The following is a 23,953-nucleotide window of genomic DNA, read 5'->3' as shown; positions in this document are numbered from 1 at the left end:
TACGAAAAAAGCATGAGCTAGCTTAATTGCGAGCTTCATGCTTTTTTTGATAATAGAAAATAGGAACGCCAAGAAGAGTTAATCCTAGTCCAATCATTGATAATACAAATTGGTTGATGATCGTAGAAATAATAATAAATAAGCCACCGCCAATGGCGATCAAAGGAATTAGCGGATATGCTGGTACTTTGAATGGTCGTTTTAATTGTGGTTCCCGTTTGCGCAAGATAATTACGGCTACAGCCAACATCGTGTTGAAAGTCCACATGACGAAAGTTAACATATCGGTTAGTAAGTTGAAGTTACCCAAGGCAAGCATTACTAATGATATTCCGGTAATGATTAAAGCCCCAAAAACTGGAACGCCAGTATGAATATTGGTTTTGCCAATCTTTTGTGAATACGGTAAGAGCTTATCTTGAGCCAAGATGTATGGCGTCCGCATCCCCGTCAATAAGTAAGCGTTAGCTGCTCCGTATACCGAAGTTAAAATGCCAATGGTAACAAGCTTACCACCAATTTTCCCGAATAACTTGATCGATGCCTCAAACGCAGCATTATTATTGCCAGCCAATTGTTTGATTGGCAAGATAGTCAAGAAGGCATAGTTGATTAAGACGTAGATCAAAGTAACTGCCATTAAACCTAAAATAATTGCTCCAGAAAGGTCTTTTTCAGGGTTTTTAACTTCATTAGCGAAATTCGTCACGACGATCCATCCCTCAAAAGCAAATAAGGCTGATAGTAATCCCTGACTCATGCTAGCGGAAAAACTTTTTCCTGCGCCAGCTACGACTGGGAAAATTTGAATTCCTAATTTTTGTTGGTTAAATAGTCCCCAAACGATAATCAAAATTATGGGGATAATTTTAACTACTGTGATTACTGACTGGATCTTACTAGAAAAACTAGTACCAATAAAATTAGTAGCTGCTAAAAAGATGACGACAAGTAAAGCAACTAAATTTGCATCTTTTGCCGGAAGATTGAATAAAGAAACAAATTGTACGCCAAAGATCGAAGTTAAAGCTCCAATTTGAGCTGGAAAATAAATTACCATCTGCGCCCAACCAAACAAGAAGCCCCAAATACTACCATAAGTGTAGTCTAAATATTTAATTGCACCGTTTGTTTTCAGCGAAGCGGCTAATTCAGAAATCGTAAGTCCACAAGTCATCGAAACAAAGCCCGCTAAAATCCAAACTAACAAAGTCATCGAAGTACTATTGGTTTGAGCAGTAATTATTCCAATTTTAAAAAATACCCCAGCACCGATTACAGCGCCAACTACTGTAGCCAGTGCTTGGAAGAAAGAAATTTGTCGTTTCATTTTTTACCTCACAGAATTGAAAGTGACCTGTCCATTATAACTAAAAATAAGAGCGTGGTATACAATAAAAAAATTAGGTAAAATAAGTAAACGGAAAGGGAATTTCAATGAAACGATTTCATCATCGCTATACTTTACCGTTGATCTTATTGCTGTTAGTATTAGCTATTATGGCTTTAAGTCTTGGATTGATCAACTTTAAGAGAGATACGACTTTGCCAAGCAATACTAATGCTGCTACGATTGGTATTGAGCTCAACCAGAACTATTCGATTGTGGATTTGCATCAGCTAGAAGACCATGGCATTTCCTTTGTTTATTTTCGAAGTACACAAGGAAAAACCTATTTTGATAACGATTTTTTGACTTATCGCGATCAAGTATTGGGGACTAATCTAGCTTATGGGGTAGCACAATACTACAGTGATGAATCGACGGCAGAAGAGCAATATCAATATTTTGTCAAAAAAGTCGGGATGCAGACAGGAAGCTTGCCGATTCTAATTAAACCGGCTGTTAGTCAACGAAGTTTGAAATATTTGCAATCGATGGCTCATTTTGTTAGTTTATTACAATCTCAAGGAAAACTAGCGATGGTTGCCGTCAGCAATCAGTATCGTCAGTATTTTCCTAAAGGAACGCTATTTATGGCAACTGGCAAGAAAGTCCCAAATCAATTGCAATATTCATTTTGGCGGTATACTACTGACGGTCGAGTAAAAAACGTTAGTGGTTTGGAAAAAGGGGTTACCATGTATTCATATAATGGCACGGTTTCCCAATATAAACAGAAGTATGGACAATTAACACAATAATGTATCAAGAAGCAATCAAAAATATTTTAATAAAAGAACATAAAGAAAACCCTACTTTAATTCAAACAGCGACCTATGAAGCCATTATTAATGGCGCTAGTTTGATTGGATTAGCTAAAACTGGTACTGGAAAAACTCTGGCTTATGCTTTGCCGAGCATTGAACGAGCTGAGGTGGGGCAGGCTAACCAGGTAGTAATTTTTGCGCCAACCACAGAATTGGCAGTACAGATTAGACATGCTATCAATCCTTATTTGAGTGTGTTGCATTTGGCAGGTGCAACATTAGTAGGAGCTGGTAATCGTAAGCGTCAAGAGGAGTTATTGAAGAAAAAACATCCCGAAGTAATTGTGGCTACTCCAGGAAGATTTTTCGACTTTTTCTCAAGCGGTCGAATTAAAATCAGTCAAATCAGAACTTTAATTATCGATGAAGCTGATGATTTATTGGAATTTACCAAATTAGATTTGCTTAGTTCGCTAGGACAGAATTTGCCAGCAACGAGTCAAATCTTGCTTTTTGGGGCCACCGAGTCTCATATTACTAAAGCAGCAGAAGAAATGTTTGCCCGACAATTTTTGTTGATTGATGTTCGTAAGAAGCAAAAATCGCAGATAAAGCATTATTTTTTACAAGTCGACAATGCTCATAAGATCGACTTTTTGCAAAAAATGACCAAGCTAGATCGTTTCAAAGGCATCCTATTTTTTGATTCGAATCAGACAATGATGCGAGTAGCTGGAATTTTAGGACATACCAAAACCAAGTTCAAATTACTTGCAAACGAATTTAGTAAGACTCGGCGAGAAGAAGCGTTACATGATTTGGCTACAGGAAAAACCAAATTGTTGCTAGCAACAGATTTAGCCGCTCGTGGTCTAGATATTCCTGATGTTACTTATGTGATTAACTATGACATTCCAAGTGAAGTTAATACCTATTTGCATCGTGCAGGTCGAACAGGCCGAATGAATAAAGAAGGACATGTGGTAACTTTAGGGGATGATCATGATTTACGTGATTTGAAAAATCTTTTAGCTGGCGAATTAGAAATCCAGCGAGTATATTTTGCTGGCTATCAGTTAAGTCCTAATAAACCAAAGAAAAAGGTATCTGGTGATGAGTCTACTGGTGGAAAAGTAACCAAGACGAGTACTAAAGTAACCCCAGTAGCAGAAAAAAAGAAGAAACACAAAAAGCGTAAAAATAAGAATAAAGGATATCATCCACATTATTTGAAGGTGAAAAAATGAATCGATTAGTTTCATGGTTGGAAGACTACGTTTTGCCAATCGCAACCAGACTGGGACAGGTTAGATGGCTAGTCGCATTGAAAAACGCCTTTATTTCAATCATTCCAATTACGATTGCAGGCTCACTTGCGGTTTTAATAAAAAGTTTGGTTGAAATTGCACGAGATCAGTTAGGACTAAAAGGGCTCGCATTTTTACTCAAGCCACTATTGTCCATCAGCATGATTGTTTGGCGAGGCAGCTTTGCTTTATTTGCCTTATTTTTGGCAGTTGCCTTAGGCTATCAACTTTCTAAGACTTTTGAAACTAATCGCTTAGCTGGAGCGATCATTTCCGTTGCTTCATTTATGATGAGCGTAGCAAATGTCGTTAAGGTTGACGTTGCTGGAAAAAGTCTGCTTGCCAAAAATGCTTTTGATATTAGCCAGTTTTCTACAAGTGGCATTTTTACTGCGATTTTATTTGGCTCTCTGGGTTTTGCAGTTTATGCACTCTGCTACAAAGGGAGAATTATGCTTCATTTACAGGCTAATTATCCTCATGCAGAGATGGTTGCATTAGATTCTTTGCTTCCAGGCATTATTGCAATTTTTACTGTTGGCTCAATTAATTATCTGTTCCAATTACTTACGGGTACATATTTTGGCAATTGGTTGCTTCATTCGATCCAAATGCCGTTGATCAAGATGGGTCAAGGCTTTGGCATGGTAATGTTGGTAACCATTTTGATTCAGATTTTCTGGTTTTTCGGTCTAAATGGCTTGGGCGTGATGGCGCCAATTTTGGATTCAATTTGGCTGACAGCTCAGAACGTAAATGTTACTTTGGTAAAAGCGGGAAAAATACCAAGCATGCTATGGGCAAGAGGATCGTTTGATGTTTTTGCTTGGTTTGGTGGTACTGGTGGTACATTGATTTTAATTATGGGGATCTTGGCATTTTCTAAACGAAATGAAACAAGAACTATGGCTAAAGTGGCATTAGCTCCGAGTTTCTTCAATATTGGCGAGCCAATTGTCTTCGGCTTGCCAGTGGTTTTAAATCCCGTGTATTTCATCCCGTTTGTGTTAGCACCGGCGGTTAACGTTGCATTTGCCTACTGGATGACAGTTATGGGGTTAGTTAACCCAGTTCAAGTAGCAGTTCCTAGTTTTATGCCACCGCTTCTTGGAGCATTTTTAGCATGTAATTATGATTGGCGAGCAATTCTCGTTTGTTTGATTAATATGGCGTTAGCTTTTCTGATTTGGATGCCATTTATTTTTGCAGCAGATAAGATTGCAACTGCCAATGGCGAGCGAAGCCCATTTGCTCGTGAATACTAAAAAAGTAATGAATTAACTGCCAATTTATGGTAAAGTTAATTCGGTATGGTCTAGTAGCTCAGCTGGATAGAGCATCGGTTTCCTAAACCGTGTGTCGCGAGTTCGAATCTCGCCTGGATCATTGATGTAAGGCTTTACGATGTTTTATATGTCGTAAGGCTTTTTAATTTAAGTGAGAAATGATAGATATAAAAAACAGATTAATCAGTAGATCAATCTGTTGGGATATCTTTGTAAAAAATCTTTAAACTACTTTTGCTTTTTATTAACGACTAGGTGCCATGAGAAAAATCCTACACCAATAATAAATGCTAACCAGCCCCAAATCATCAAGTCTGTATAATCGTGTGCATTGGTAATAGCAAAAAGCCAAGCAAGTAAATTAATAACTAAACAAGCAATATCTCCTCCCATTTTTTTAGATTTCTTTGTACTTAAATAAACAATACCAGAAACTAAAAATAAGATAGCTGTTATCATTCCGGCACTACCACCAGCATCATTGGAATTTTCTATGGCGTGACCAATACCTACAGCTGCGGATTGTAAAACTATGAAAGCAGCAATAACAATTTGCAATATACCAACTACCAATTTCGTGACTTTTATTTTGTCCTCCTATATAGATAAAACAATAATCAGCTTTTAAAGTCATCAGCTATTAGACTAATATATAATAAAATAAATCACTGTTTCGGTCAAAATTGTTTTTAAAATTATTTTTGAATTTTGGACAAATGATTAACTTTAATAGTTATTACTGCCCTTTGAAACAAGCGGAGATTATAGTCCATCAATGTATTGAAGTTATTGTTGAAATTCTTATTTTTGCCCAAATTAATAATTATCTGAGTCATTGATTTAATTTATAAAATACGAGAAGAGACATAACAAGAGACTTACCGGAAGAGCTAAAGAACTTTTTAGAAGATTTCAATGAGAATTTCCCTTCTTTTAGCGGATTAGGCGCTTTATTTAACATTCACGCTGATGAATGAGACTAAACTCAAATAATCACAACACAAAAAGGCATCCCATCGAACGAATAATTCGACAAGATGCCTTTTAACATACTTAATTATGTTTACTTTTACGCTCTTCAATTCTAGCCTTTGCTCGTTCAATCATAGTATGTTCTTGCTTCTGAAAAACCGAACGAGTTGTCAAATAATTGAAAATACCAACTAAAATTTGATCGATAATTTTTACCAATAAGGCATTAAGATGAAGCCAAGACAAACCGACTAACATAATTAAAGTGTCGGGGATCAAGCTAATGATCCGATAGGTAAAGAAGACTACCAATTTATGCCAAACTGAATGATCATGATCGACGTTATTAGTAAAGACAGCTTTTTGATTGAAGTAAAACGAAGCTGCATTTGAAATAATGAAAGCTGCAGTATTAGAAATTACTAAAACGATGTGCCACCATTGATGGAGCACCATGAAAACAAGCGTGTTTATTAATGCAGCGATGAAGCCAAAAAACATATATGCCCATAAATTACGGTGCCGTTTAGCAATCTTACGACCTAATTTACGAACTTGTGCACGATCAGCTGCTACCGTTGAGGATTTTTTATGCATCTAATTTGTCAGCCATTTCTTCAGCAGCGTGGTCAATCGCTGCGATTGCCTCATCATCAGGTGAATTCTCAATAGTTACTGGAGCAGTGATTTCTGTTGCACCACAAGCTAAAAAGGCTGATTGATAGTCAAACACGTTTTCGCAGAAATGTTCACCATAGGTCTTGTCGCCAGAGCCCATTACTGCAAAATATTTGCCAGTTAAATCGAGTTCTTTAAGCTGGTCATAAAAATCTGCAATTTCATCTGTCATTGTACCTTCGCCATAAGTATAAGTAATGAAAATACAAAGATCGCTTTCGAGATAGTCGCTAGCGTCGGCAAAGGCAACTTCAGTCGAATCAGTATCGAAGCCTAAATCTTGTAAGTCTTCTTCCAAGATTTCTGCCATATCTTCATCGTTGCCAGTCATACTTGCATATACAATTTTTGCTTTCATCATAAACTACCTTTCAATAATAAGTACTAGTTACTGACCTATTATACAAGAAATCTGCCGTTAATAGGCTATTATTTTGGTAAAGTTTTAAAAATTACGCTAAAAACGATATAATAGGAAAAAAGTATTATTTTTAAGAAGAGGAGCAATCGCGCGTGATTACTATTAAGTCTAATCGTGAGTTATTGGGAATGCAAAAGTCAGGTAGACTTTTAGCATCTATGTTTGAAGGACTTCGTGATGTGATTAAGCCAGGAATGTCTACCTGGGAAATCGAAGAATTTTGTCAAGAATTTGTTTCCAGTCGTGGTGGCAGACTTTCAGAACAAGGCTTTGAAGGATACAAATATGGAACTTGTATCTCAGTTAATGATGAAATTGCTCACCAAACACCTAGAAAAGATCGGATTCTCCAAGAGGGAGATTTAGTTAAAGTAGATGTAACTTGCAATTTAGATGGATATGAAACTGATTCATGTACTACTTATCCAGTAGGTGAAATTTCAGATGAAGATCGTCGCTTGATGGAAGTTACTAAAAAGGCAATGTATTTGGGAATCGATCAAGCTGTACTTGGCAATCGGATTGGGGACATTGGAGCTGCAATTCAGCATTATGTTGAAGATGAAAACCACTTTGGTGACGTTCGCGAATTGGTTGGCCATGGTATTCAACCAACCATTCATGAAGATCCTGAAGTACCACACTGGGGTAAAGCTGGCCATGGCTTGCGTCTACGTGAAGGCATGACGATTACTTGTGAGCCAATGGTTGAAGCCGGTGGTATGTGGCAAATTGATCAAAGAACTGTTGACGATCCTAATGATGACTGGGTTTACTATGCTACTCCAGATGGTTCTAAATCAGCACAATTTGAACACACTTTTGCCATTACTAAAGATGGTCCTAAGATTTTAACTTTACAAAAGCCATATGATGGTTATGAAAAATACTTGCCTCACTTTGATGAAGTAGATGAATAAAGGTAATTGAGATGGAAACTATACCAGGGCATATTAATAGATTTTATCGAACCTTATCTGGAATTTTGTCTGAGGGTGAAATAGTCTCCAGCGCAATTGTCATAGCTTATTATATTTTATTTTCGATTTTTCCGATTATCATTATTGTTGGTAATGTTTTGCCACTATTTCGCATTAATACGGCTCCAATTGCTGAATATTTGCGGTTGATTTTTCCTGAACAAATTGCTGTCTACATAATGCCGATTGTGAATAGCTTGTTGAAAACTAATTCCAATGGCTACATTTCGTTTGGTATTATCTTAGCAGTTTGGTCGTTTTCGAACTTAGTAAATGCGATACGAATAGGGATGAATCGCTTGTACGACGTTCATCGAATCGAGCTTAAGCTTTCGTTTTTGAGCTTCTTGTGGAATCGATCAGCAACGATTTTTTTAACAGCGTTGATGATTTTTGTCTTTACTGGAATCGGATTAGCATTTATTTTTGGACAGCAGATCCTAGATTTTGTTCAACAAATCTTTGGCTTCTCATTTTACCGATTAAAGTCGATTTTGTCTTACCGCTATCCCGTGGTAATCGTGATTATGATCATAGCGGTGGCTTATCTAAATTACGTTCTTCCCAACATTAAGCTTAAAAAAAGAAAGATTTGGCCAGGCGTTTTTGTGACAGTCTTAGGCTGGATTATTTTATCTTTTGGCTTTAGTTTTTACCTCCATAATTTTCCGATTAGCTGGGAAAATTACGGAATTATCGGAACATTTATTATTTTTATGTTATGGCTATATTTAGCAGCCATGATGTTGTTGTTTGGAACAAGTATCAATGCGACAATTGTTCGTTTGAAATATGGCTCAGTAGAGTTTTCTTCCGGGCGCTTGGCTTCTTATATCCAACAAAAGCGACGGCAAAAAAATAAATAACCCAATACGAGTCTGAGTATCTTGAATTTGGACTCGTATTTCTGTTTGAAAAAATTTTACGCATATTTTAACAAAAATTAGTAATTCTACTGTAAAATAACATTTATTTGTAGAGAGGTTTTTTATGAAGGATGTCTATATTATTTCCGCTAAAAGAACGCCGATTGGAAAATATCGGGGGATGTTCAAAGACAAGAGTGCCGTTGAACTTGCTAGTACGCTTTTAGCGGCTAGCTTAAACGACTTAAATATTGCTCCTAATAAAGTTGATGGCGTTTTAATGGGAAACGTGATCGGAGCTGGCTTAGGCGAAAATATGGCACGACAGGTAGCATTGAAGGCCGGATTGGATCAAGCTACAGTGGCAACAACGGTCAATGATGTTTGTGGTTCTAGCTTGAAAGCTTTACGTTTAGCCGAAGGTCAGATGCAGATGGGCGATTTGGATCTAGTAGCAGTTGGTGGTAGCGAAAGCATGACTAACGCACCATTTCTTGTGGACAAAAAATATAAAGAGAATGCAAGTGAACATTTGGTCGCAAGTCTTTTTCAGGATGGCTTAAATGATGCTTTTTCAGGGAAGCCGATGGGAATAACGGCTGAAAATGTCGCTGAAAAATATCACGTTACTCGTGAAGAAATGGATCAATTTAGCTTGAGATCACAGCAAAAAGCCACTGAAGCAATGAAGAAGAATGTCTTTGTAGATGAAATTATTCCGATTGAAGTGGATGGCCAGCTAGTTGATAAAGATGAAAGTATTCGAACTGACAGCACTTATGAAGCACTAGCTGGTTTAAAACCAGTTTTTAAAGAAAATGGTGCAGTTACTGCCGGGAATTCATCCCCAATCAACGATGGCGCTAGCATGTTAATACTTGCTACAGCCGAAAAAGTTAAAGAGCTAAATTTGCAGCCGATCGCTAAATTAGGGGGCTATGCGGAAGCAGGCTTTGATCCCGAACTAATGGGATATACGCCATACTATGCAATCAAAAAGCTAATGCAAAAAATAGGCAGAACGCTTGCCGATTATGATGTTGTAGAATTAAACGAAGCTTTTGCAGCTCAAGCAGTTGCAGTTGCGCGTGATTTAGCAATTCCAGAGACAAAGCTGAATCCGTTAGGTGGAGCGATTGCTTTAGGACACCCGCTCGGCGCAACTGGGACTAGGTTGGTAGTTACTGCGATTAATGCGCTTAATAAAGCTGAGCAAAAGCGAGCTTTAGTAAGTTTGTGTATCGGCGGTGGACAAGCAATAGCTTATGAAATTGAGTTGGTATAATTATGAAATTCTATCAATTATCACCGCAAGAGCGGAGAGCAATTTTACAAGACCAAGGCTTAAAACTAGCAGATATTGACGACAAATCATTGATGGAATTAAATCAATTAAGCGAGAATGTCATTGGCGAAATTCGCTTGCCACTCGGGGTTGTGCAGAATTTACTTGTCAATAATCGCTCTTATCTCGTTCCGCTGGCGACAGAGGAACCTTCCGTTGTTGCTGCAGCTAATCATGGTGCAGGGATTTTTGCGAAAAATGGTGGAGTCAAGTGTAGTAGTGATCGTCCAGGAATTTATGGTCAAATTGTTTTAAGAGTTGATAGTAACTTTTCACAAAGTGTATTCGAGGAAAATTTTCCGGAGTATATCACTAAAGCAAATGAACGATTTCATAGTTTGATCTTACATGGTGGTGGTTTACGTCGCATTAATGCAGAGCTAGAGGCTGATCTGCTATTTATTCGCGTGCTAGTAGATCCAGCAGAAGCTATGGGAGCTAATAAGACCAATGCTATCTTGGAATATTTAGCAGAACAAATGTTAGCTTTTCCAGGCATTAGCGAAAAACTATTTGCAATTTTGTCAAACTATCCTAGTCAATTTGCTAGAGCTGAAGTAAAAATAGATCCTGAAACTATCGGAGGACAAGCCGTAGCCCAAAAAATTGCTTTATTAAGTAAAATAGCTCAAACTGATGTCTATCGTGCAGTTACGAATAATAAAGGAATTATGAATGGCGTCGATGCCGTGTTAATGGCGACAGGAAATGATTATCGTGCAGTTGAGGCTGCAACTGCAGTTCATGCCAGTCAGACTGGTTATACTAGTCTTAGCAAGTGGTTTATTGCACATGATAAGCTAATCGGGCAACTTTCGTTACCTTTAGCCATTGGAACTGTCGGGGGATCGATTAAAGCTAGAAGTGATGTCCAACAAAGCTTTTCTTTATTAGGCGATGTTAGTTCAGCACAATTGGCGGAAATAATTGCAGGTATAGGACTTGCCAATAACCTTGCTGCCTTGCTTGCAATTTCAACCAAGGGAATTCAAGCTGGACATATGAAATTACAAGCACGCAATATTGTAGCTACACTGAATGCAACCACTATTGAAAAAGCAGAAGTACTGGCGAAAATGATTGAAAATAAAAACTATTCAGAGCATGCTGCCCAAACGATTCTTGAGCAGATTAGAAAGGAAGCCCATGCAGATCGGAATTGATAAAATTGGCTTTTTCACGCCAAATAAATATGTTGATATGACAGATCTCGCGTTAGCACGTGGAGTTGATCCTAATAAATTCCTGATTGGAATTGGTCAAAGAAAAATGGCAGTTGCTGATGTGACGCAAGATGCTGTTTCAATGGGAATCAATGCGACCAAACAATATTTCGCTGAAATTGATCAAAGTAAGGTTGGTTTATTAATTTTTGCAACTGAGTCAAGCGTTGATCAATCAAAATCAGCTTCTCTTTTTGTAAAAAAAGCTCTTAACTTGCATCCACAAGTAAGAACTTTTGAAATTAAAGAAGCTTGTTTTGGCTTAACGGCAGCTTTGATGACAGCACGGGATTATGTTAGAGTTCATCCTCACCACACGGCAATTGTGATTGGTAGCGATATTGCCCGCTATGGCTTAAATACCCCAGGAGAAGTTACTCAAGGAGCAGGTAGCGTTAGTTTGCTAGTAAAGGCTAATCCAAGTATTTTAACGCTGAACGAAGGACATAGTGCCTATAGTGAAGATATCGATGATTTTTGGCGTCCTAATGATTCTAAGGTGGCTTTGGTTGATGGTAAATATTCAACACAGGTTTACTTGGAATTTTTCAAAAAGACGTTTGCTGCTTATCAAGCTGAAAAAGGGTGGATGACGCGTGATTTTGGTGCGTTGATCTATCACTTACCATATACGAAAATGGGACTCAAAGCCAATAATATTGCGATTGCTGATGAAGATAAGAATGTTCAAGAACGATTAACTGAAACATTTACAGCTTCTAAACAATTAAGTATGGAAGTTGGTAACATCTACACTGCTTCCCTATATATGAGTTTATTGTCATTGTTAGAACATGCTGACTTAGAAGCCAATGCCTTAATAGGTTTATTCTCATATGGTTCAGGGGCAATGGCAGAATTTTTCTCTGCCAATTTAGTTGATGGTTACCAAAAGCAGTTACCGCTTGCTTGGCAAGAACATTTATTGAATCGGCGCCAAAGATTGTCAGTAGCAGAATATGAGGAAGTGTTTACAGCTGCCTTGAATGAGCCTGCTGAAGTGGAATTAACTAGTGATGAAGAGCGTGGCATGTGGTACTTTGCTGGAACTAAAAATCATATACGCCAGTACTGTCAAGTCAAATAATCACATTAAGACGATTCGTCCGTGGTCTAGTTCAATTTGTAGACCATAGATGGATCGTTTTTTGTTGCCCTCAAGCACATAGAGATTAATTGCTTTATGATGAATATTTTTGACTAGTTTAATAAATTTTTGCTTTGACATTGCTTGCTTGCCAACTTGAAAATAACATTCATTTGCTGCAACAGTGAACTTGCTCAAAGCCAATGGGGACTCTGTTCGGCCATAATATAAAGTATGTTGTTCATTGATATTTTGAATTAATTGAATAAAAGCGCTTAATTTCATATTTTAAACCTATACAAATAATAAGTGATATATTATATACCATCTTGTTGATGGGGGATAATATATGAAAATCATCAAAAATAAGAAGATTTATCAAGTATTGCTTACAATTTTATTGCTAGTAATTGCTGCTTTTGTCGGTGCAGGTTTTTACTTTTTTAACGTTGCCTGCGTTCCTGGACACAAAAGTTTTATTAAACCTAATTCTACTGTTTTAAAGCGCAAAGATCCATTATACTCACAGAAAAAATGGTATTATGATCACGCAAAACAAAAATGGTACATAACCGCAGCTAGTGGCAATTTTAAACTAGATGCGAATTATCTGGCTTATAAGAAGTCAAATAAAACCGTAATTATTTTGCACGGATACATGAACAACAAAGACAGTATGGCTGCCTATGCAGGATTATTTCATGGTCTGGGCTATAATTTATTACTTCCTGATGCCCGAAGCCATGGACAGAGCCAAGGAAAATATATTGGCTATGGTTGGGTTGAAAAAGCTGATGTGGTTAAGTGGATTAATCAGGTTTTAAAGCGACAACCGCATCAAAAAATTGTCTTATTTGGTGTAAGTATGGGTGCAGCTACAGCGATGATGACTAGTGGTGAAAAATTACCACAGCAAGTTAAAGCAATTATCGAAGATTGTGGCTATAGTAATGTAAAAGCTGAAATTGAACATGAAGCACAGGATCTATACCATATGCCGGTAGTTCCGAGAGTTCCGCTTGTAGAAATTTTAAGTGGCATTAATCGAGTTAAGGTAGGATATTTTTTGAATGATGGATCGGCAGTCAACCAGCTCAAGCATAATTATCGACCAACTTTGTTTATTCATGGAAGCCGTGATACCTTTGTGCCAACAGAGATGGTTTATGAAAACTATCGAGCATCTCAAGGGCCAAAAGAATTATGGGTGGTTCCAGGTGCAAAGCATGCCAAGTCTTTTGCTACGCATCCCCAAGCCTACCGCCAACATGTGGAAAAGTTTTTACACAAATATTTACCCTAAAGCGTCAGTAAATAGTTCTTGCAAACGGTTACATTTGTGATATGATAGAGATGTAGACGAGGTAGAAATTAAATTTAACAATAAAGTAAGTTTTTATCTCCAGAATTATGTATTATTGTTGGAAATAAGATTCTCTATTATGATAGAGAAATCAGCTAATTAATATTAATGGCTGTTTGCAAATCCGACTATATAAAAATATTACGTTTTACGTAAAAACCCGAACAAGTGAATGTTAATTTTGTTGCGACCAGCCATGTTATCAACATTGAAATCGTGACTATCAATCAATTGATGAGTTCGCCTCGTCCACTTCATCAAAAAAAGCTACAAGGGATTAAAATCCAAGTAGCTTTTTTTGATGTTTTTATTTACGTAAAACTAGCTTTACAATACACTCACACCGAGGTGTCTGTGGTAGCATATCAATATTTTTGATAACTCTGACATCATAGGCTTCAGAGAGTAAAACTAAATCTTGTGCAAGGGTTGAAGGATTGCATGAAATATAAACAAAAGTTCTAGGCTTGACTTGCAATAGGGTCTTGATCAAGCTCTTAGCTAAACCGGTTCTAGGTGGATCGACAATTAAAGCATCGATTGGAAGACCACCGCGTTGTAGTTCAGGCAAGACCTTTTCTACGCTTCCTTGGAAGTAATCCGCATTGCGCAAATGATTTAGTTTAACATTATGTTGTGCATCTTGAACTGCTTCGGGAATAGTTTCAATTCCTACAACTTGCTTGACTTGATCTGCTGCTAAAATTCCTAAAGTACCAACACCACTATAAGCATCAATCAAAGTTTGATCAGGCGTGAGGTCTAATAATTTCAAAGCTTCAGAATATAAAGTTGCCGTTTGCACTGGGTTTAATTGGAAGAAAGCTCTAGGAGACAAAGCAAAGCGTTTGCCCAAAATTTCTTCAACAATTTGATTTTTACCGGCTAATTTCTCAGTCTTATTACCCCAAACTTGAGGATTACGCCAGTCAGTTTCATTTTGATAAACGCTAACTACATGTTCGAGCTGCATAATCTTTTGTGCAAGTTCTGGTAAATTGCGTAATTTATGACCGATTGTAATCAAAGTAACTTGAATTTCTTGGCTAGCTTCAGCTTGTCTGACGACAACGGTTTTAATGCCATCAAGGTGTTTACGGTAATCAGCGATTGGTACTCTTAATTTAGCAATTAAATCTTTGATAGCACGCTCGGTTTTTTGAGTTGCAATGCTCTGAGTAGGCATTTCCGGTAGATCAATCAAGCGGTGTGAGTTAGGAGCAAATAAGCCCAACTTGCTTTTACCGTGATCAAATTCGATTTGATACTGTGCTTTATTGCGGTAGCGCCATTGGTCGGGGGCAGGAATAGTCGGCTTAACCTTATATTTAGCATAGCCACGGGGATGATATTTCTTGAGAGATTCAAGGACGTTGTTACGTTTGAATTCTAGTTGCTTAAGGTAAGCAAGGTGAGCTAATTCAAGACCACCAATTTCAGGATCAACTCCATTTGGAAACTCCACCCGATCAGGACTTTTTTCTTTAATACGAACCAGCTCAGCTTGGATATATTGTGGATATTCCTTGACGAATTTAGCTACGACAACTTCATCTGGTAATGCTCCTGGAACAAAAATAATCTTTTTGCGGTAGTAGCCAATACCTTCACCGTTGATTCCTAAACGCTTAATGGTGATAATGACGTTTTTTTCCTTTTTTTCTGTGGATAAATTGTGTTTCTTCATTGATAATTCTTTCTACTAAAAACTAATAAATTGCTCGATCTATTATAGTACTTGCAAAAAGGCCTTAGCAAGCAATAAAATTATTTGTTAGCAGAAGCAAAAGAATGGGGTGAGTAATTGGCTATAATTACAAAAATATCAGCACAAAAGCGGGCAGGTCGCTATAATATTTTTTTGGATGGTGAATATGCTTTTGCCGCAAGTGAAAGAACCGTAGCTGAATATGTTCTTCTGAAAGGCAAAGAGCTAACTGATGCCCAAATTGCTGAAATTAAACAATTTGAAACTAATAGTAAAGCCAGTGAATTGATTGCAAACTACTTGAGCTATCAACCAAGAACGGTTTATGAAGTTTTGCAATATTTAAAAACGCACGAGGTTGATGAGACAGCTGCGCAAGATGTAGTCGCAAGATTTACTGAATTGGGCTACCTTAACGATCGTCAATACACAGTTTCATTTATCAAAAATGACCTTGCAATTGGACAAGATGGACCAAGAATAATTAATCAAAAATTGTTAAAAAAAGGTGTAGCTTCAACGATTATTGAAGACGAGCTTGATAAGATTGCAGATGAAGATTGGTTTGAAGTAGCTCAAAGAGCAGTTAAATCAATGGGTAAACAGCTTCGCCGTTTTTCAGCACGAGAATTTCGGCAAAAGCTGACTAATAAATTGTTAGCTCATGGCTTTAATGGCAATCTAGCTGATGACTTAATTGACCGAATGGATCTTCCCGATCAAGAAGAGGCGCAGCAAGAAGCATTGCGAATCCAGGGTATAAAAGCATATAAGCGGTTTAAACGTTTGGATGCGCAAGAGCGCAATTTTAAAATTAAACGTTATTTATATAGCCATGGCTTTTCAAGTAGTGAAATTTCCGCTTTTTTAAGTGGAGAAATTGTAGATTTAGATGAATTAGAAGAATATTGAGGAACAAAATGAAGAAAGAAGCAGTTTTAGAAAAAACTTTAGTTGGAAAATTTTATCCTGCAACGATGATGGATGAACAACGTAGCTTTGCCACTGCAAATGCTGAATTAGAACAAGATCAGGCTTTTCAGGATTTCGTAGCTGAACATTGCTTATCAGATCAACGAGCAAGCTTGATCGTGTTCGGCCCAGAGAACTTTATGTATTGGTACGGCGTACTAGTAGCAGGGAAAGTTGAAGTCCCACAAGGGCTGATGAAATATGAATTGCCTGCCAAAAATGTTATTGTTGAAGAAATGGATAATCAAATTAGTGCTCTAGACATGCCTTTAAATTTGATGGTTCCAACGATGATTCAGAAAATGACTGATCAAGGCTTTAAGCTTTACGAAAACCCTGGTGACAGCGATACGCCATTTTTCACACAAGAATTGAATTTGGCAACAAAAAAACTGATCCAAAGTTGGTATGGATCAGCTGAAGATTAATGTTGATTAGGGTCAATTGAAAGATTGTCGTATTCAACGTAGGCACCTAAGCAGGTGGAAATGAACATGACCAATAAAACGATCCCAGTTGCATTGCCGACTATTTGGTCAAGCGTCAAATGATTTCTAACAAAAATCGTACTCAAGTAACAAAGAATGAAATCTAGTACGACGTTGCCAAACAGAAATAGACGACGTCTACGAATGCTAAAAAAGCGCAATAATTGTTCTAAAAAGTTGTCATCGACTTGCATTGCTAACAAATCTAGGGGCCGTTGGATCGTAGCTTTGATGCCAAACATAATCAATGAACCGACAAAAGCTCCAGTTAAAGATCTAAATAGTTCCCCAGAGTGAAGTACTAGGGCATTATAACCAATACCAATGATCGCTAGACTACAAATGTAGGGGATCAGTAACAGAAAAACAAATACTAGTAAGACATGGCTTTTTTTCATAGGAATACCTCGCTTCTTAGAGTATTTTAGCATAAAACTAGAATGGCTATATGCTATAATATTGGTATTTAAGTGGATTTTAAAGAAAGAGAGAATGAAATCATATGACTAGCGACCCTGCCGCGGAAAATTTATTTACTCGATTAAAAAATAGGTTTTCAAATGAAAAGGGCATAAATACAATCGACCATCTTGCTGAGGAAATTAAGCACCTTCACGAACAGAAGGTAATTGATGAGACTGAGTTTTCCATGCTTGAAGGAATTTTGAATTTCCAAGCAAAAATGGTTCGAGAAGTGATGGTGCCAAGAACAGATGCTTTTATGGTTGATGCTACTGTAAGCTTTCAAGAAAATTTAAATGAAATTTTACGACAACCATATTCGAGAATCCCAGTCTATCAACAAGATAAAGATAAAATTATTGGTGTAATTCATATTCGGACGGTACTCAGAAAAGCAAGACAGATCGGCTTTGATAAGATTGACTATGCTGATGTGATGAGTGAACCATTATTTGCACCTGAAACAGCAGAATTAGGTGAATTACTAGTTGAAATGCAACAAACCCAGCGACAGCTAGCAATCCTATTAGATGAATATGGTGGTGTAGTGGGGCTAGCTACGATTGAGGACTTGATTGAAGAAATTGTCGGTGATATTGATGATGAAGTTGATCGTGCAGAGGTTTTATTCAATCAATTAAATGATCGACGTTATGTCATATATGGTAAAATGCCACTTGATGATTTCAATGATCAATTTGGTACTGATATTCAGATGGACGACGTTGATACCGTAGCAGGGTATGTTATTACCAAATTAGGAGTTATTCCAGCTAAAGGTGAAAAATTAAGTTTTAAACTAGACAATGGCATGACTTTTACTACTGGAAGAATGAAAGGATCAAGACTGTTAACAGTCATTTTAGATTTACCAGAAGAAAAACAGGGGGAAGAGTTAGAGGTTAATGGCTAATCAATTATTAGATAAAGTAAAGACAAGAAGAACTTTTGCAATTATTTCTCACCCGGACGCGGGTAAAACCACGATCACTGAACAACTTTTGTTGTTTGGTGGTGTGATTAGACAGGCTGGTACAGTAAAGGCTAGAAAAACTGGTAACTATGCTACGAGTGACTGGATGGAAATTGAAAAGCAACGTGGTATTTCCGTTACCAGTTCCGTAATGCAGTTTGAATATGATGGTAAACGCATCAATATTCTTGATACTCCTGGACACCAGGATTTCTCAGAGGATACCTATCGAACTTTAATGGCAGTAGATGCTGCAGTAATGGTAATTGACTCTGCTAAGGGTATCGAACCACAAACTAAGAAGCTATTCAAAGTCGTTAAACAACGTGGTATTCCAATTTTTACATTTATGAATAAGCTTGACCGTGATGGTCGACCACCACTAGATTTGATTGCTGAGTTAGAGGATTTGCTCGGCATTGAAGGCGTAGCAATGGATTGGCCGATTGGTTCTGGTCAGACATTAAAAGGGCTATATGATATTGCCAATCATCGGGTAGAACTTTATCACAAGGATGAGGCTGATCGTTTTATTCCTCTCGATGAAAATGGTAAGTTACCGGAAAGTGAACCATTAAGTCAAGATCCACAATTTGCAGAGACTTTAGACGATATTGACTTAATTAAAGAAGCTGGTAATACTTTTGATCCTGAAAAAATTGCTACTGGGGATCAAACTCCTGTTTTCTTTGGGTCAGCCTTGACTAATTTTGGAGTAGAAACTTTCTTGAAGAGCTTTGTTGAATTAGCTCCCGCTCCAGAAAGCCATGAAGTAAACGGTGATGAAGAACTTAAAGCAGATGATCCAGAATTTTCTGGCTTTGTTTTTAAGATTCAAGCTAATATGAATCCACATCACCGTGATCGAATTGCTTTTGTCAGAGTGGCAAGTGGGGAATTCAATCGTGGTTTAGATGTTACTTTAGCTAGAACTGGTAAAACGATTCGCTTGAACAATGCAACCGAATTTATGTCAAGTGAACGTGTTCAAGTTGATGATGCAGTTGCTGGCGATATTGTTGGATTATATGATACTGGTAATTTCCAAATCGGCGATAGTATTTATGCTGGCAAGAAAAAGATTGAGTTTCCTGCATTACCTGAATTTACTCCAGAGTTATTCATGCGGGTAACTGCTAAGAACGTGATGAAGCAGAAGTCGTTCCATAAAGGGATGAATCAATTAGTTCAAGAAGGGGCCATTCAGCTCTATCGTAATTATGCAACTGACGAGTATATCTTAGGCGCAGTTGGACAATTGCAATTTGAAGTTTTCAAATTCAGAATGCAAAATGAATACAACTCTGAAGTTGAAATGACAAGTATTGGTCATCGAGTTGCAAGGTGGATTGATCCTGAGCAACTTGATCCAACAATGTCAAACTCAAGAAATCTCTTGGTAAAAGATCGTTATGATAATCCATTGTTCTTATTTGAGAATGAATTTGCAGAAAGATTCTTCCAAGACAAGTATCCTGACGTAAAGCTAACTGAAAAATTGTAAGCAAGCAAAAAGCCACAAAAGCAGATAAACTTTTGTGGCTTTTTTATGCCCATTATTTATCGATATGAATTTCAATAACGTGGCGGCTCTTATCTACAGTAATAGTATAAGTAGCATCATGATCTTTAACTAAACGTTTAATCACAAATTCGACTTCGTTTTCTCGAATTCTACGGTCGTGGTTCTCTAGAGCAATACCGATGGCAATTTTGCTTTCTGTATAAATTACCGAGGTATTACCTAATGAGTAGACCTTTACATAAATTGCATCAGTAGTGTTAAGTTGGCTGTGAACCAATTGCGCATAACTGTTGGTTACATCAATTAAATGCATAGCTTTCACCCGCTTCTCTATTTAACCTTATATACCTAGTATAACCTAAATATGGTTGTTTTTTTCATTCATTTTCATTTATTTTCAAAAATAAAAAAGCAAAAATCGGCTAATATAAAGTCGATTTTTGCTTTGGGGTTAGAAGTGTTTTCTATTCGGTTGTATTATCGACATCGGAATTAACAGTAACTGCGTCTTCGTCAGTAATGACGATACGATTATCAATAACATCAGCCTTAAGATTCTTAGCACTTGTATGATCAAGTTTAAAGTCAGCGACATTGTCTTCAATCTCCTCTTGAATGGTCCGACGTAAAGGACGGGCACCCATAGATGGGTTGAAGCCATCATCGACTAATTTTTCTTTAGCTGCTTGAGTAACATCGATGTGTAAACCTTGGTCTTTGACCATTTCATTGGTGTTATCTAGCATCAAGTTAACGATCTTAATTAAGTCTTCTTTGCTTAACTCATTAAACTCGATTACATCATCAAGACGGTTCAAAAACTCTGGTTTGAAGTATTGAGTCATTGCATTTCTTGCTGAATCTGGTTCATCATCAGCATTTTCTGCAGTAAAGCCGACACTAGCGTTCTTAATACCTTGACCAGCATTAGAAGTCATGATGATAATGGTATCCTTAAAGGAAACCGTTCTTCCTTGTGAGTCAGTTAAGCGACCATCATCTAAGATTTGGAGGAAGAGGTTCATTACATCAGGATGAGCTTTTTCAATTTCATCAAGCAAAATTAAACTGTAAGGATTATGACGAACTTGTTCAGTCAATTGACCTGCTTCTTCATAGCCAACATATCCTGGAGCTGAACCGATTAATTTAGAAACAGAGTATTGTTCCATATATTCTGACATATCGATTCTAATCATTGAATTTTCTGAACCAAACATTTGCTTGGCAAGTTGTTTAGCTAATTCCGTCTTACCAACACCAGTAGGTCCAACGAAGAGGAAGGATCCAATTGGACGACCAGATTTGTTAAAACCAATTCGATTACGTCTAATTGCTCGAGCAACTTTTTCGACTGCTTTATCTTGACCAATTACGTTAGCCTTTAGATCTGTAGCTAAGTTTTGCAATTGATTTTCTTCTTGCTTTTGAATATCGCCAACTGGAATATTGGTTTTTTCTTCAACAATTTTATCCATGATCTTATCAGTAATAATAGGTGATTTATCAGGATCAACTTTTTGATCTTTCATCTTATCGTATTTTTCAATTTGATCACGGTAGTAAGCAGCCTTTTCGTAGTCTTCGTTCTTAAGAGCTTCTTTCTTAAGGTCTTCGGCCGCATTGATTCTTTCTTGCATCTTATCCTTATCAATATAAGGAATTGTTAAATTCATTCGTGAACCTGCTTCATCAAGCAGATCAATAGCCTTATCCGGTAAGAAGCGATCTTGAATATAACGTGCTGAAAGCTTAGCAGCTGCTTCAATAGCTTTATCAGTGTATTTTACATGGTGATAATCTTCATAGCGCTTTTGAATTCCTTTAAGAATGCGAATAGTTTCATCAATTGAAGGCTCCTTAACTTCAACTGGTTGGAAACGACGTGCTAAAGCAGAGTCTTTTTCAATTTCACGATATTCTTTGATTGTTGTAGCACCAACTAGTTGCAATTCACCACGAGCAAGGGCAGGCTTGATAATGTTTCCGGCATCCATACCGCCTTCAGCGTTACCGGCACCAACAATTTCATGAATTTCATCAATGAAAAGAATGATGTCATTACGGTTTTGCAATTCTTTGATCAATTGTTCCATGCGTTGTTCGAATTGACCACGAATACCTGTTCCTTGAACTAAAGAAACAACATTCAAAGAGATAATTCGTTTATCTTGCAATTTTGCAGGAACAGAGCCATCAACGATTTGTTGCGCTAGCCCTTCAACGACGGCAGTTTTACCAACACCAGCTTCACCGATTAAAACAGGGTTGTTCTTAGTACGACGATTTAAAATTTCGATTACACGAGCGATTTCGTGATCACGACCAATAACTGGATCGATTTTGCCTTTTTTAGCAAGAGCAGTAAGATCCGTACCATATTGATCAAGTAAACTACGACCACGGTTACCACCGTTGCCACCACCACCCATTTGCATCCTTGGATCACGACTTCGATCATTAGGATTCATATTACCATTTCCAAATAAATCGAAGAAACGACTAAAGTCATCTCCAAATTGATCTGGAAAATCATTATTATCATTATTCATATTGTTACCTTGATTTCTTTGATTTTTTAATTCTTGATAGCATTGTTGACATAAATTAATTTCACGGTCTTGGCCATTTATCTTAGCAAAAAGATGAATGGAGGCTGGCCGACTATTACAGTTTTGACAAAGCAATATATTTACCGCCTTTCTGTTTAACTATCTAAAATTCTAAGATTAGCACTCTCATATGTCAAGTGCTAAGCGCTAAAAAATACTTATTTTTTGTAAGGAATATTTATTTTTGAAAAAGTAACAGTAAAATAGGAAATAAGAATATTTTGAAAGGAACTAAAATGGATTATCAAAAAATTTTAGAGCAACTAGCAAATAATGAGCTAGAACAATATGAAGTAGGTCTGGATGAAGCATTTGAATTCCAAAAAGCGTTAAGAAATTTTGGCAAAAGACAAAATATTACCGGTAAGGCGAAGATGGGCGGTAATATCGTATATTCAGGCCTAGGTAGTAATCATTAGATAATGAAAACCATTACATAAGTTTTTGATAAGCGTTGTACTATTTCAAAAAAAATGATAATCTATTATGCGAATAGGTATTTCATTACCAGTTTAGTTTTGTAAATTTAAAGGAGATATTAAAAATGGAAAAACGCGATTTTCACATTATTGCAGAAACAGGTATTCATGCTCGTCCAGCTACTTTGTTGGTTCAAGCAGCTTCAAAGTTTGGCTCAGACATTAACTTGGAATACAATGGCAAGTCAGTAAACTTGAAGTCAATCATGGGTGTTATGTCACTTGGTGTTGGTCAAAACGCTGATGTAACTATCTCTGCAGAAGGTGACGACGAAAAGGATGCTTTGGCAGCTATTTCAGACACTATGAAAAAAGAAGGTTTAGCTGAATAATGTCAAAGACTTTAAACGGAATTGCCGCAAGTGATGGTATTGCCATTGCACCAGCATACTTGCTTGTTGAACCAGATCTTTCATTCAGCAAGTCAACAATTGAAGCAATTGATGAAGAAGTAGCTCGTTACCAAAAAGCTGTTGCTGATTCAACTGCTGAAGTTGAAAAGATCCGCGATATTGCTAAAGAAAACTTGGGTGAAGAAGAAGCCCAAGTTTTTGAAGCTCACTTAATGATCTTGAATGACCCAGAATTTACTGGCGCAATTGAACAAGAAATTAAGAATCAAAAGATCAATGCTGAAGCCGCACTTGATGCAACAGCTCAAAACTTTATTACTATTTTTGAAAGCATGACTGATAACCCTTATATGCAAGAACGTGCAGCTGATGTACGTGACGTTTCAAAGCGTATTATGGCTCACTTACTTAATAAGAAGTTACCAGATCCAGCTTCAATCGATCACGAAGTTATCGTTGTCGCACATGACTTGACTCCAAGTGATACTGCTCAACTTAACAAGCAATACGTTAAAGGCTTTGTGACTGATATTGGTGGTCGTACTGCTCACTCAGCAATTATGGCAAGATCTTTGGAATTGCCTGCTGTTGTTGGTACTGATTCAATTACTAAAGATATTAAAGATGGTCAAATGATGATTGCAGATGGTCTTGATGGCCGTGCTATTGTTGAACCTAGCGATGCTGAAGTAACTGAATATA

Annotated in this window: 25 protein-coding genes and 1 tRNA gene; 17 read left to right on the top strand and 9 right to left on the bottom strand. The window is 37.2% G+C overall.

Annotated elements, in window-relative coordinates:
- Positions 1-22: 22 nt before the first annotated feature.
- Positions 23-1,330 carry an APC family permease gene (locus BN52_RS06420; protein WP_008473574.1) on the bottom strand — a complete coding sequence of 436 codons (1,308 nt, stop codon included), beginning with the start codon at positions 1,328-1,330 and terminating at the stop codon, positions 23-25.
- A gap of 107 nt (positions 1,331-1,437) precedes the next feature.
- Here BN52_RS06420 and BN52_RS06415 point away from each other — a divergent pair, with 107 nt between their 5' ends.
- The 4 genes from BN52_RS06415 to BN52_RS06400 all read left to right on the top strand — a co-directional run bounded on the left by BN52_RS06415 (position 1,438) and on the right by BN52_RS06400 (position 4,844).
- Positions 1,438-2,145, top strand: a complete 708-nt coding sequence (locus BN52_RS06415; protein WP_008473573.1) for a GH25 family lysozyme — start codon at positions 1,438-1,440, stop codon at positions 2,143-2,145.
- Positions 2,145-3,398, top strand: a complete 1,254-nt coding sequence (locus BN52_RS06410; protein WP_008473572.1) for a DEAD/DEAH box helicase — start codon at positions 2,145-2,147, stop codon at positions 3,396-3,398. The genes BN52_RS06415 and BN52_RS06410 overlap by 1 nt, the downstream gene beginning before the upstream one ends.
- Positions 3,395-4,723: a PTS sugar transporter subunit IIC gene (locus tag BN52_RS06405; RefSeq protein ID WP_008473571.1), complete on the top strand. Its 1,329-nt coding sequence runs from the start codon at positions 3,395-3,397 to the stop codon at positions 4,721-4,723. The genes BN52_RS06410 and BN52_RS06405 overlap by 4 nt, the downstream gene beginning before the upstream one ends.
- Before the next feature lie 47 nt (positions 4,724-4,770).
- A tRNA-Arg gene (locus tag BN52_RS06400) sits at positions 4,771-4,844 on the top strand.
- A gap of 128 nt (positions 4,845-4,972) precedes the next feature.
- On the opposite strand, the gene BN52_RS06395 is transcribed toward BN52_RS06400, so the two are convergent.
- The 3 genes from BN52_RS06395 to BN52_RS06385 form a co-directional block, all read right to left on the bottom strand.
- Positions 4,973-5,332 (bottom strand): hypothetical protein, encoded by a 360-nt coding sequence (locus BN52_RS06395; protein WP_040473450.1) that lies wholly within the window; start codon positions 5,330-5,332, stop codon positions 4,973-4,975.
- A gap of 465 nt (positions 5,333-5,797) precedes the next feature.
- Positions 5,798-6,313 (bottom strand): GtrA family protein, encoded by a 516-nt coding sequence (locus tag BN52_RS06390; RefSeq protein ID WP_008473567.1) that lies wholly within the window; start codon positions 6,311-6,313, stop codon positions 5,798-5,800.
- On the bottom strand, positions 6,306-6,752 hold the full coding sequence (locus BN52_RS06385; RefSeq protein ID WP_040473449.1) for a flavodoxin: 447 nt from the start codon (positions 6,750-6,752) through the stop codon (positions 6,306-6,308). The genes BN52_RS06390 and BN52_RS06385 overlap by 8 nt, the downstream gene beginning before the upstream one ends.
- A 155-nt stretch (positions 6,753-6,907) precedes the next feature.
- Here BN52_RS06385 and map point away from each other — a divergent pair, with 155 nt between their 5' ends.
- The 5 genes from map to BN52_RS06360 all read left to right on the top strand — a co-directional run bounded on the left by map (position 6,908) and on the right by BN52_RS06360 (position 12,316).
- Positions 6,908-7,735 (top strand): type I methionyl aminopeptidase, encoded by an 828-nt coding sequence (gene map / locus BN52_RS06380; RefSeq protein WP_008473565.1) that lies wholly within the window; start codon positions 6,908-6,910, stop codon positions 7,733-7,735.
- Positions 7,736-7,746: 11 nt separating this feature from the next.
- On the top strand, positions 7,747-8,661 hold the full coding sequence (locus tag BN52_RS06375) for a YihY/virulence factor BrkB family protein (protein ID WP_008473564.1): 915 nt from the start codon (positions 7,747-7,749) through the stop codon (positions 8,659-8,661).
- A 124-nt stretch (positions 8,662-8,785) separates the two neighbouring features.
- Positions 8,786-9,946 carry a thiolase family protein gene (locus BN52_RS06370; protein ID WP_008473563.1) on the top strand — a complete coding sequence of 387 codons (1,161 nt, stop codon included), beginning with the start codon at positions 8,786-8,788 and terminating at the stop codon, positions 9,944-9,946.
- A 2-nt stretch (positions 9,947-9,948) separates the two neighbouring features.
- Entirely contained in the window at positions 9,949-11,169 is a 1,221-nt protein-coding gene (locus BN52_RS06365; RefSeq protein WP_008473562.1) for a hydroxymethylglutaryl-CoA reductase, degradative, read from the top strand.
- Positions 11,153-12,316, top strand: a complete 1,164-nt coding sequence (locus BN52_RS06360; protein WP_008473560.1) for a hydroxymethylglutaryl-CoA synthase — start codon at positions 11,153-11,155, stop codon at positions 12,314-12,316. The genes BN52_RS06365 and BN52_RS06360 overlap by 17 nt, the downstream gene beginning before the upstream one ends.
- Here the strand turns inward: BN52_RS06360 and BN52_RS06355 are convergent, their stop codons facing one another.
- Positions 12,317-12,601: a hypothetical protein gene (locus BN52_RS06355; RefSeq protein ID WP_008473559.1), complete on the bottom strand. Its 285-nt coding sequence runs from the start codon at positions 12,599-12,601 to the stop codon at positions 12,317-12,319.
- Between the two features lie 64 nt (positions 12,602-12,665).
- Here BN52_RS06355 and BN52_RS06350 point away from each other — a divergent pair, with 64 nt between their 5' ends.
- Complete coding sequence (locus BN52_RS06350; RefSeq protein ID WP_008473558.1) at positions 12,666-13,619, top strand: alpha/beta hydrolase; 954 nt, start codon at positions 12,666-12,668, stop codon at positions 13,617-13,619.
- Positions 13,620-13,986: 367 nt separating this feature from the next.
- Here BN52_RS06350 and rlmD read toward each other — a convergent pair whose 3' ends face one another.
- Positions 13,987-15,366 (bottom strand): 23S rRNA (uracil(1939)-C(5))-methyltransferase RlmD, encoded by a 1,380-nt coding sequence (gene rlmD / locus BN52_RS06345; protein WP_008473557.1) that lies wholly within the window; start codon positions 15,364-15,366, stop codon positions 13,987-13,989.
- 117 nt (positions 15,367-15,483) lie between these two features.
- Here rlmD and recX point away from each other — a divergent pair, with 117 nt between their 5' ends.
- Together recX and BN52_RS06335 are read left to right on the top strand one after the other, a co-directional pair.
- Positions 15,484-16,299, top strand: coding sequence for a recombination regulator RecX (recX, locus tag BN52_RS06340; protein WP_008473556.1), 816 nt, complete (start codon positions 15,484-15,486; stop codon positions 16,297-16,299).
- An 8-nt stretch (positions 16,300-16,307) separates the two neighbouring features.
- Positions 16,308-16,787, top strand: coding sequence for a hypothetical protein (locus tag BN52_RS06335; RefSeq protein WP_008473555.1), 480 nt, complete (start codon positions 16,308-16,310; stop codon positions 16,785-16,787).
- On the opposite strand, the gene BN52_RS06330 is transcribed toward BN52_RS06335, so the two are convergent.
- Positions 16,784-17,245 carry a hypothetical protein gene (locus BN52_RS06330; RefSeq protein ID WP_008473553.1) on the bottom strand — a complete coding sequence of 154 codons (462 nt, stop codon included), beginning with the start codon at positions 17,243-17,245 and terminating at the stop codon, positions 16,784-16,786. The two genes, BN52_RS06335 and BN52_RS06330, sit on opposite strands and share 4 nt — an antisense overlap.
- Before the next feature lie 104 nt (positions 17,246-17,349).
- On the opposite strand from BN52_RS06330, the gene BN52_RS06325 reads away from it, so the two are divergent.
- The gene (locus BN52_RS06325) at positions 17,350-18,222 is read left to right on the top strand and encodes a hemolysin family protein (RefSeq protein ID WP_008473551.1); all 873 of its coding nucleotides are present in this window, start codon (positions 17,350-17,352) and stop codon (positions 18,220-18,222) included.
- Positions 18,215-19,786: a peptide chain release factor 3 gene (locus BN52_RS06320; RefSeq protein ID WP_008473550.1), complete on the top strand. Its 1,572-nt coding sequence runs from the start codon at positions 18,215-18,217 to the stop codon at positions 19,784-19,786. Before BN52_RS06325 ends, BN52_RS06320 begins: the two co-directional genes overlap by 8 nt.
- Before the next feature lie 52 nt (positions 19,787-19,838).
- Here BN52_RS06320 and BN52_RS06315 read toward each other — a convergent pair whose 3' ends face one another.
- Both BN52_RS06315 and BN52_RS06310 read right to left on the bottom strand, forming a co-directional pair.
- Positions 19,839-20,120, bottom strand: a complete 282-nt coding sequence (locus BN52_RS06315) for a DUF1827 family protein (protein ID WP_008473549.1) — start codon at positions 20,118-20,120, stop codon at positions 19,839-19,841.
- A 151-nt stretch (positions 20,121-20,271) separates the two neighbouring features.
- On the bottom strand, positions 20,272-22,494 hold the full coding sequence (locus BN52_RS06310; protein WP_008473548.1) for an ATP-dependent Clp protease ATP-binding subunit: 2,223 nt from the start codon (positions 22,492-22,494) through the stop codon (positions 20,272-20,274).
- Positions 22,495-22,655: 161 nt separating this feature from the next.
- Between BN52_RS06310 and BN52_RS06305 the strand changes: the two genes are divergently transcribed.
- From BN52_RS06305 to BN52_RS06295, 3 genes are all read left to right on the top strand, one after another.
- The gene (locus BN52_RS06305) at positions 22,656-22,838 is read left to right on the top strand and encodes a hypothetical protein (RefSeq protein WP_008473547.1); all 183 of its coding nucleotides are present in this window, start codon (positions 22,656-22,658) and stop codon (positions 22,836-22,838) included.
- Positions 22,839-22,963: 125 nt separating this feature from the next.
- A complete protein-coding gene (locus BN52_RS06300; protein WP_008473546.1) occupies positions 22,964-23,230 on the top strand; it encodes a phosphocarrier protein HPr in 267 nt (88 codons plus the stop codon).
- A partial coding sequence (locus tag BN52_RS06295; RefSeq protein ID WP_040473448.1) for a phosphoenolpyruvate-utilizing N-terminal domain-containing protein occupies positions 23,230-23,953 on the top strand: 724 nt, incomplete at its 3' end. The genes BN52_RS06300 and BN52_RS06295, both read left to right, overlap by 1 nt.

The sequence above is a fragment of the Lactobacillus gigeriorum DSM 23908 = CRBIP 24.85 genome, from assembly GCF_000296855.1.
Lineage (GTDB): Bacteria > Bacillota > Bacilli > Lactobacillales > Lactobacillaceae > Lactobacillus > Lactobacillus gigeriorum.
This window is presented reverse-complemented; position numbering and strand designations above follow the sequence as displayed.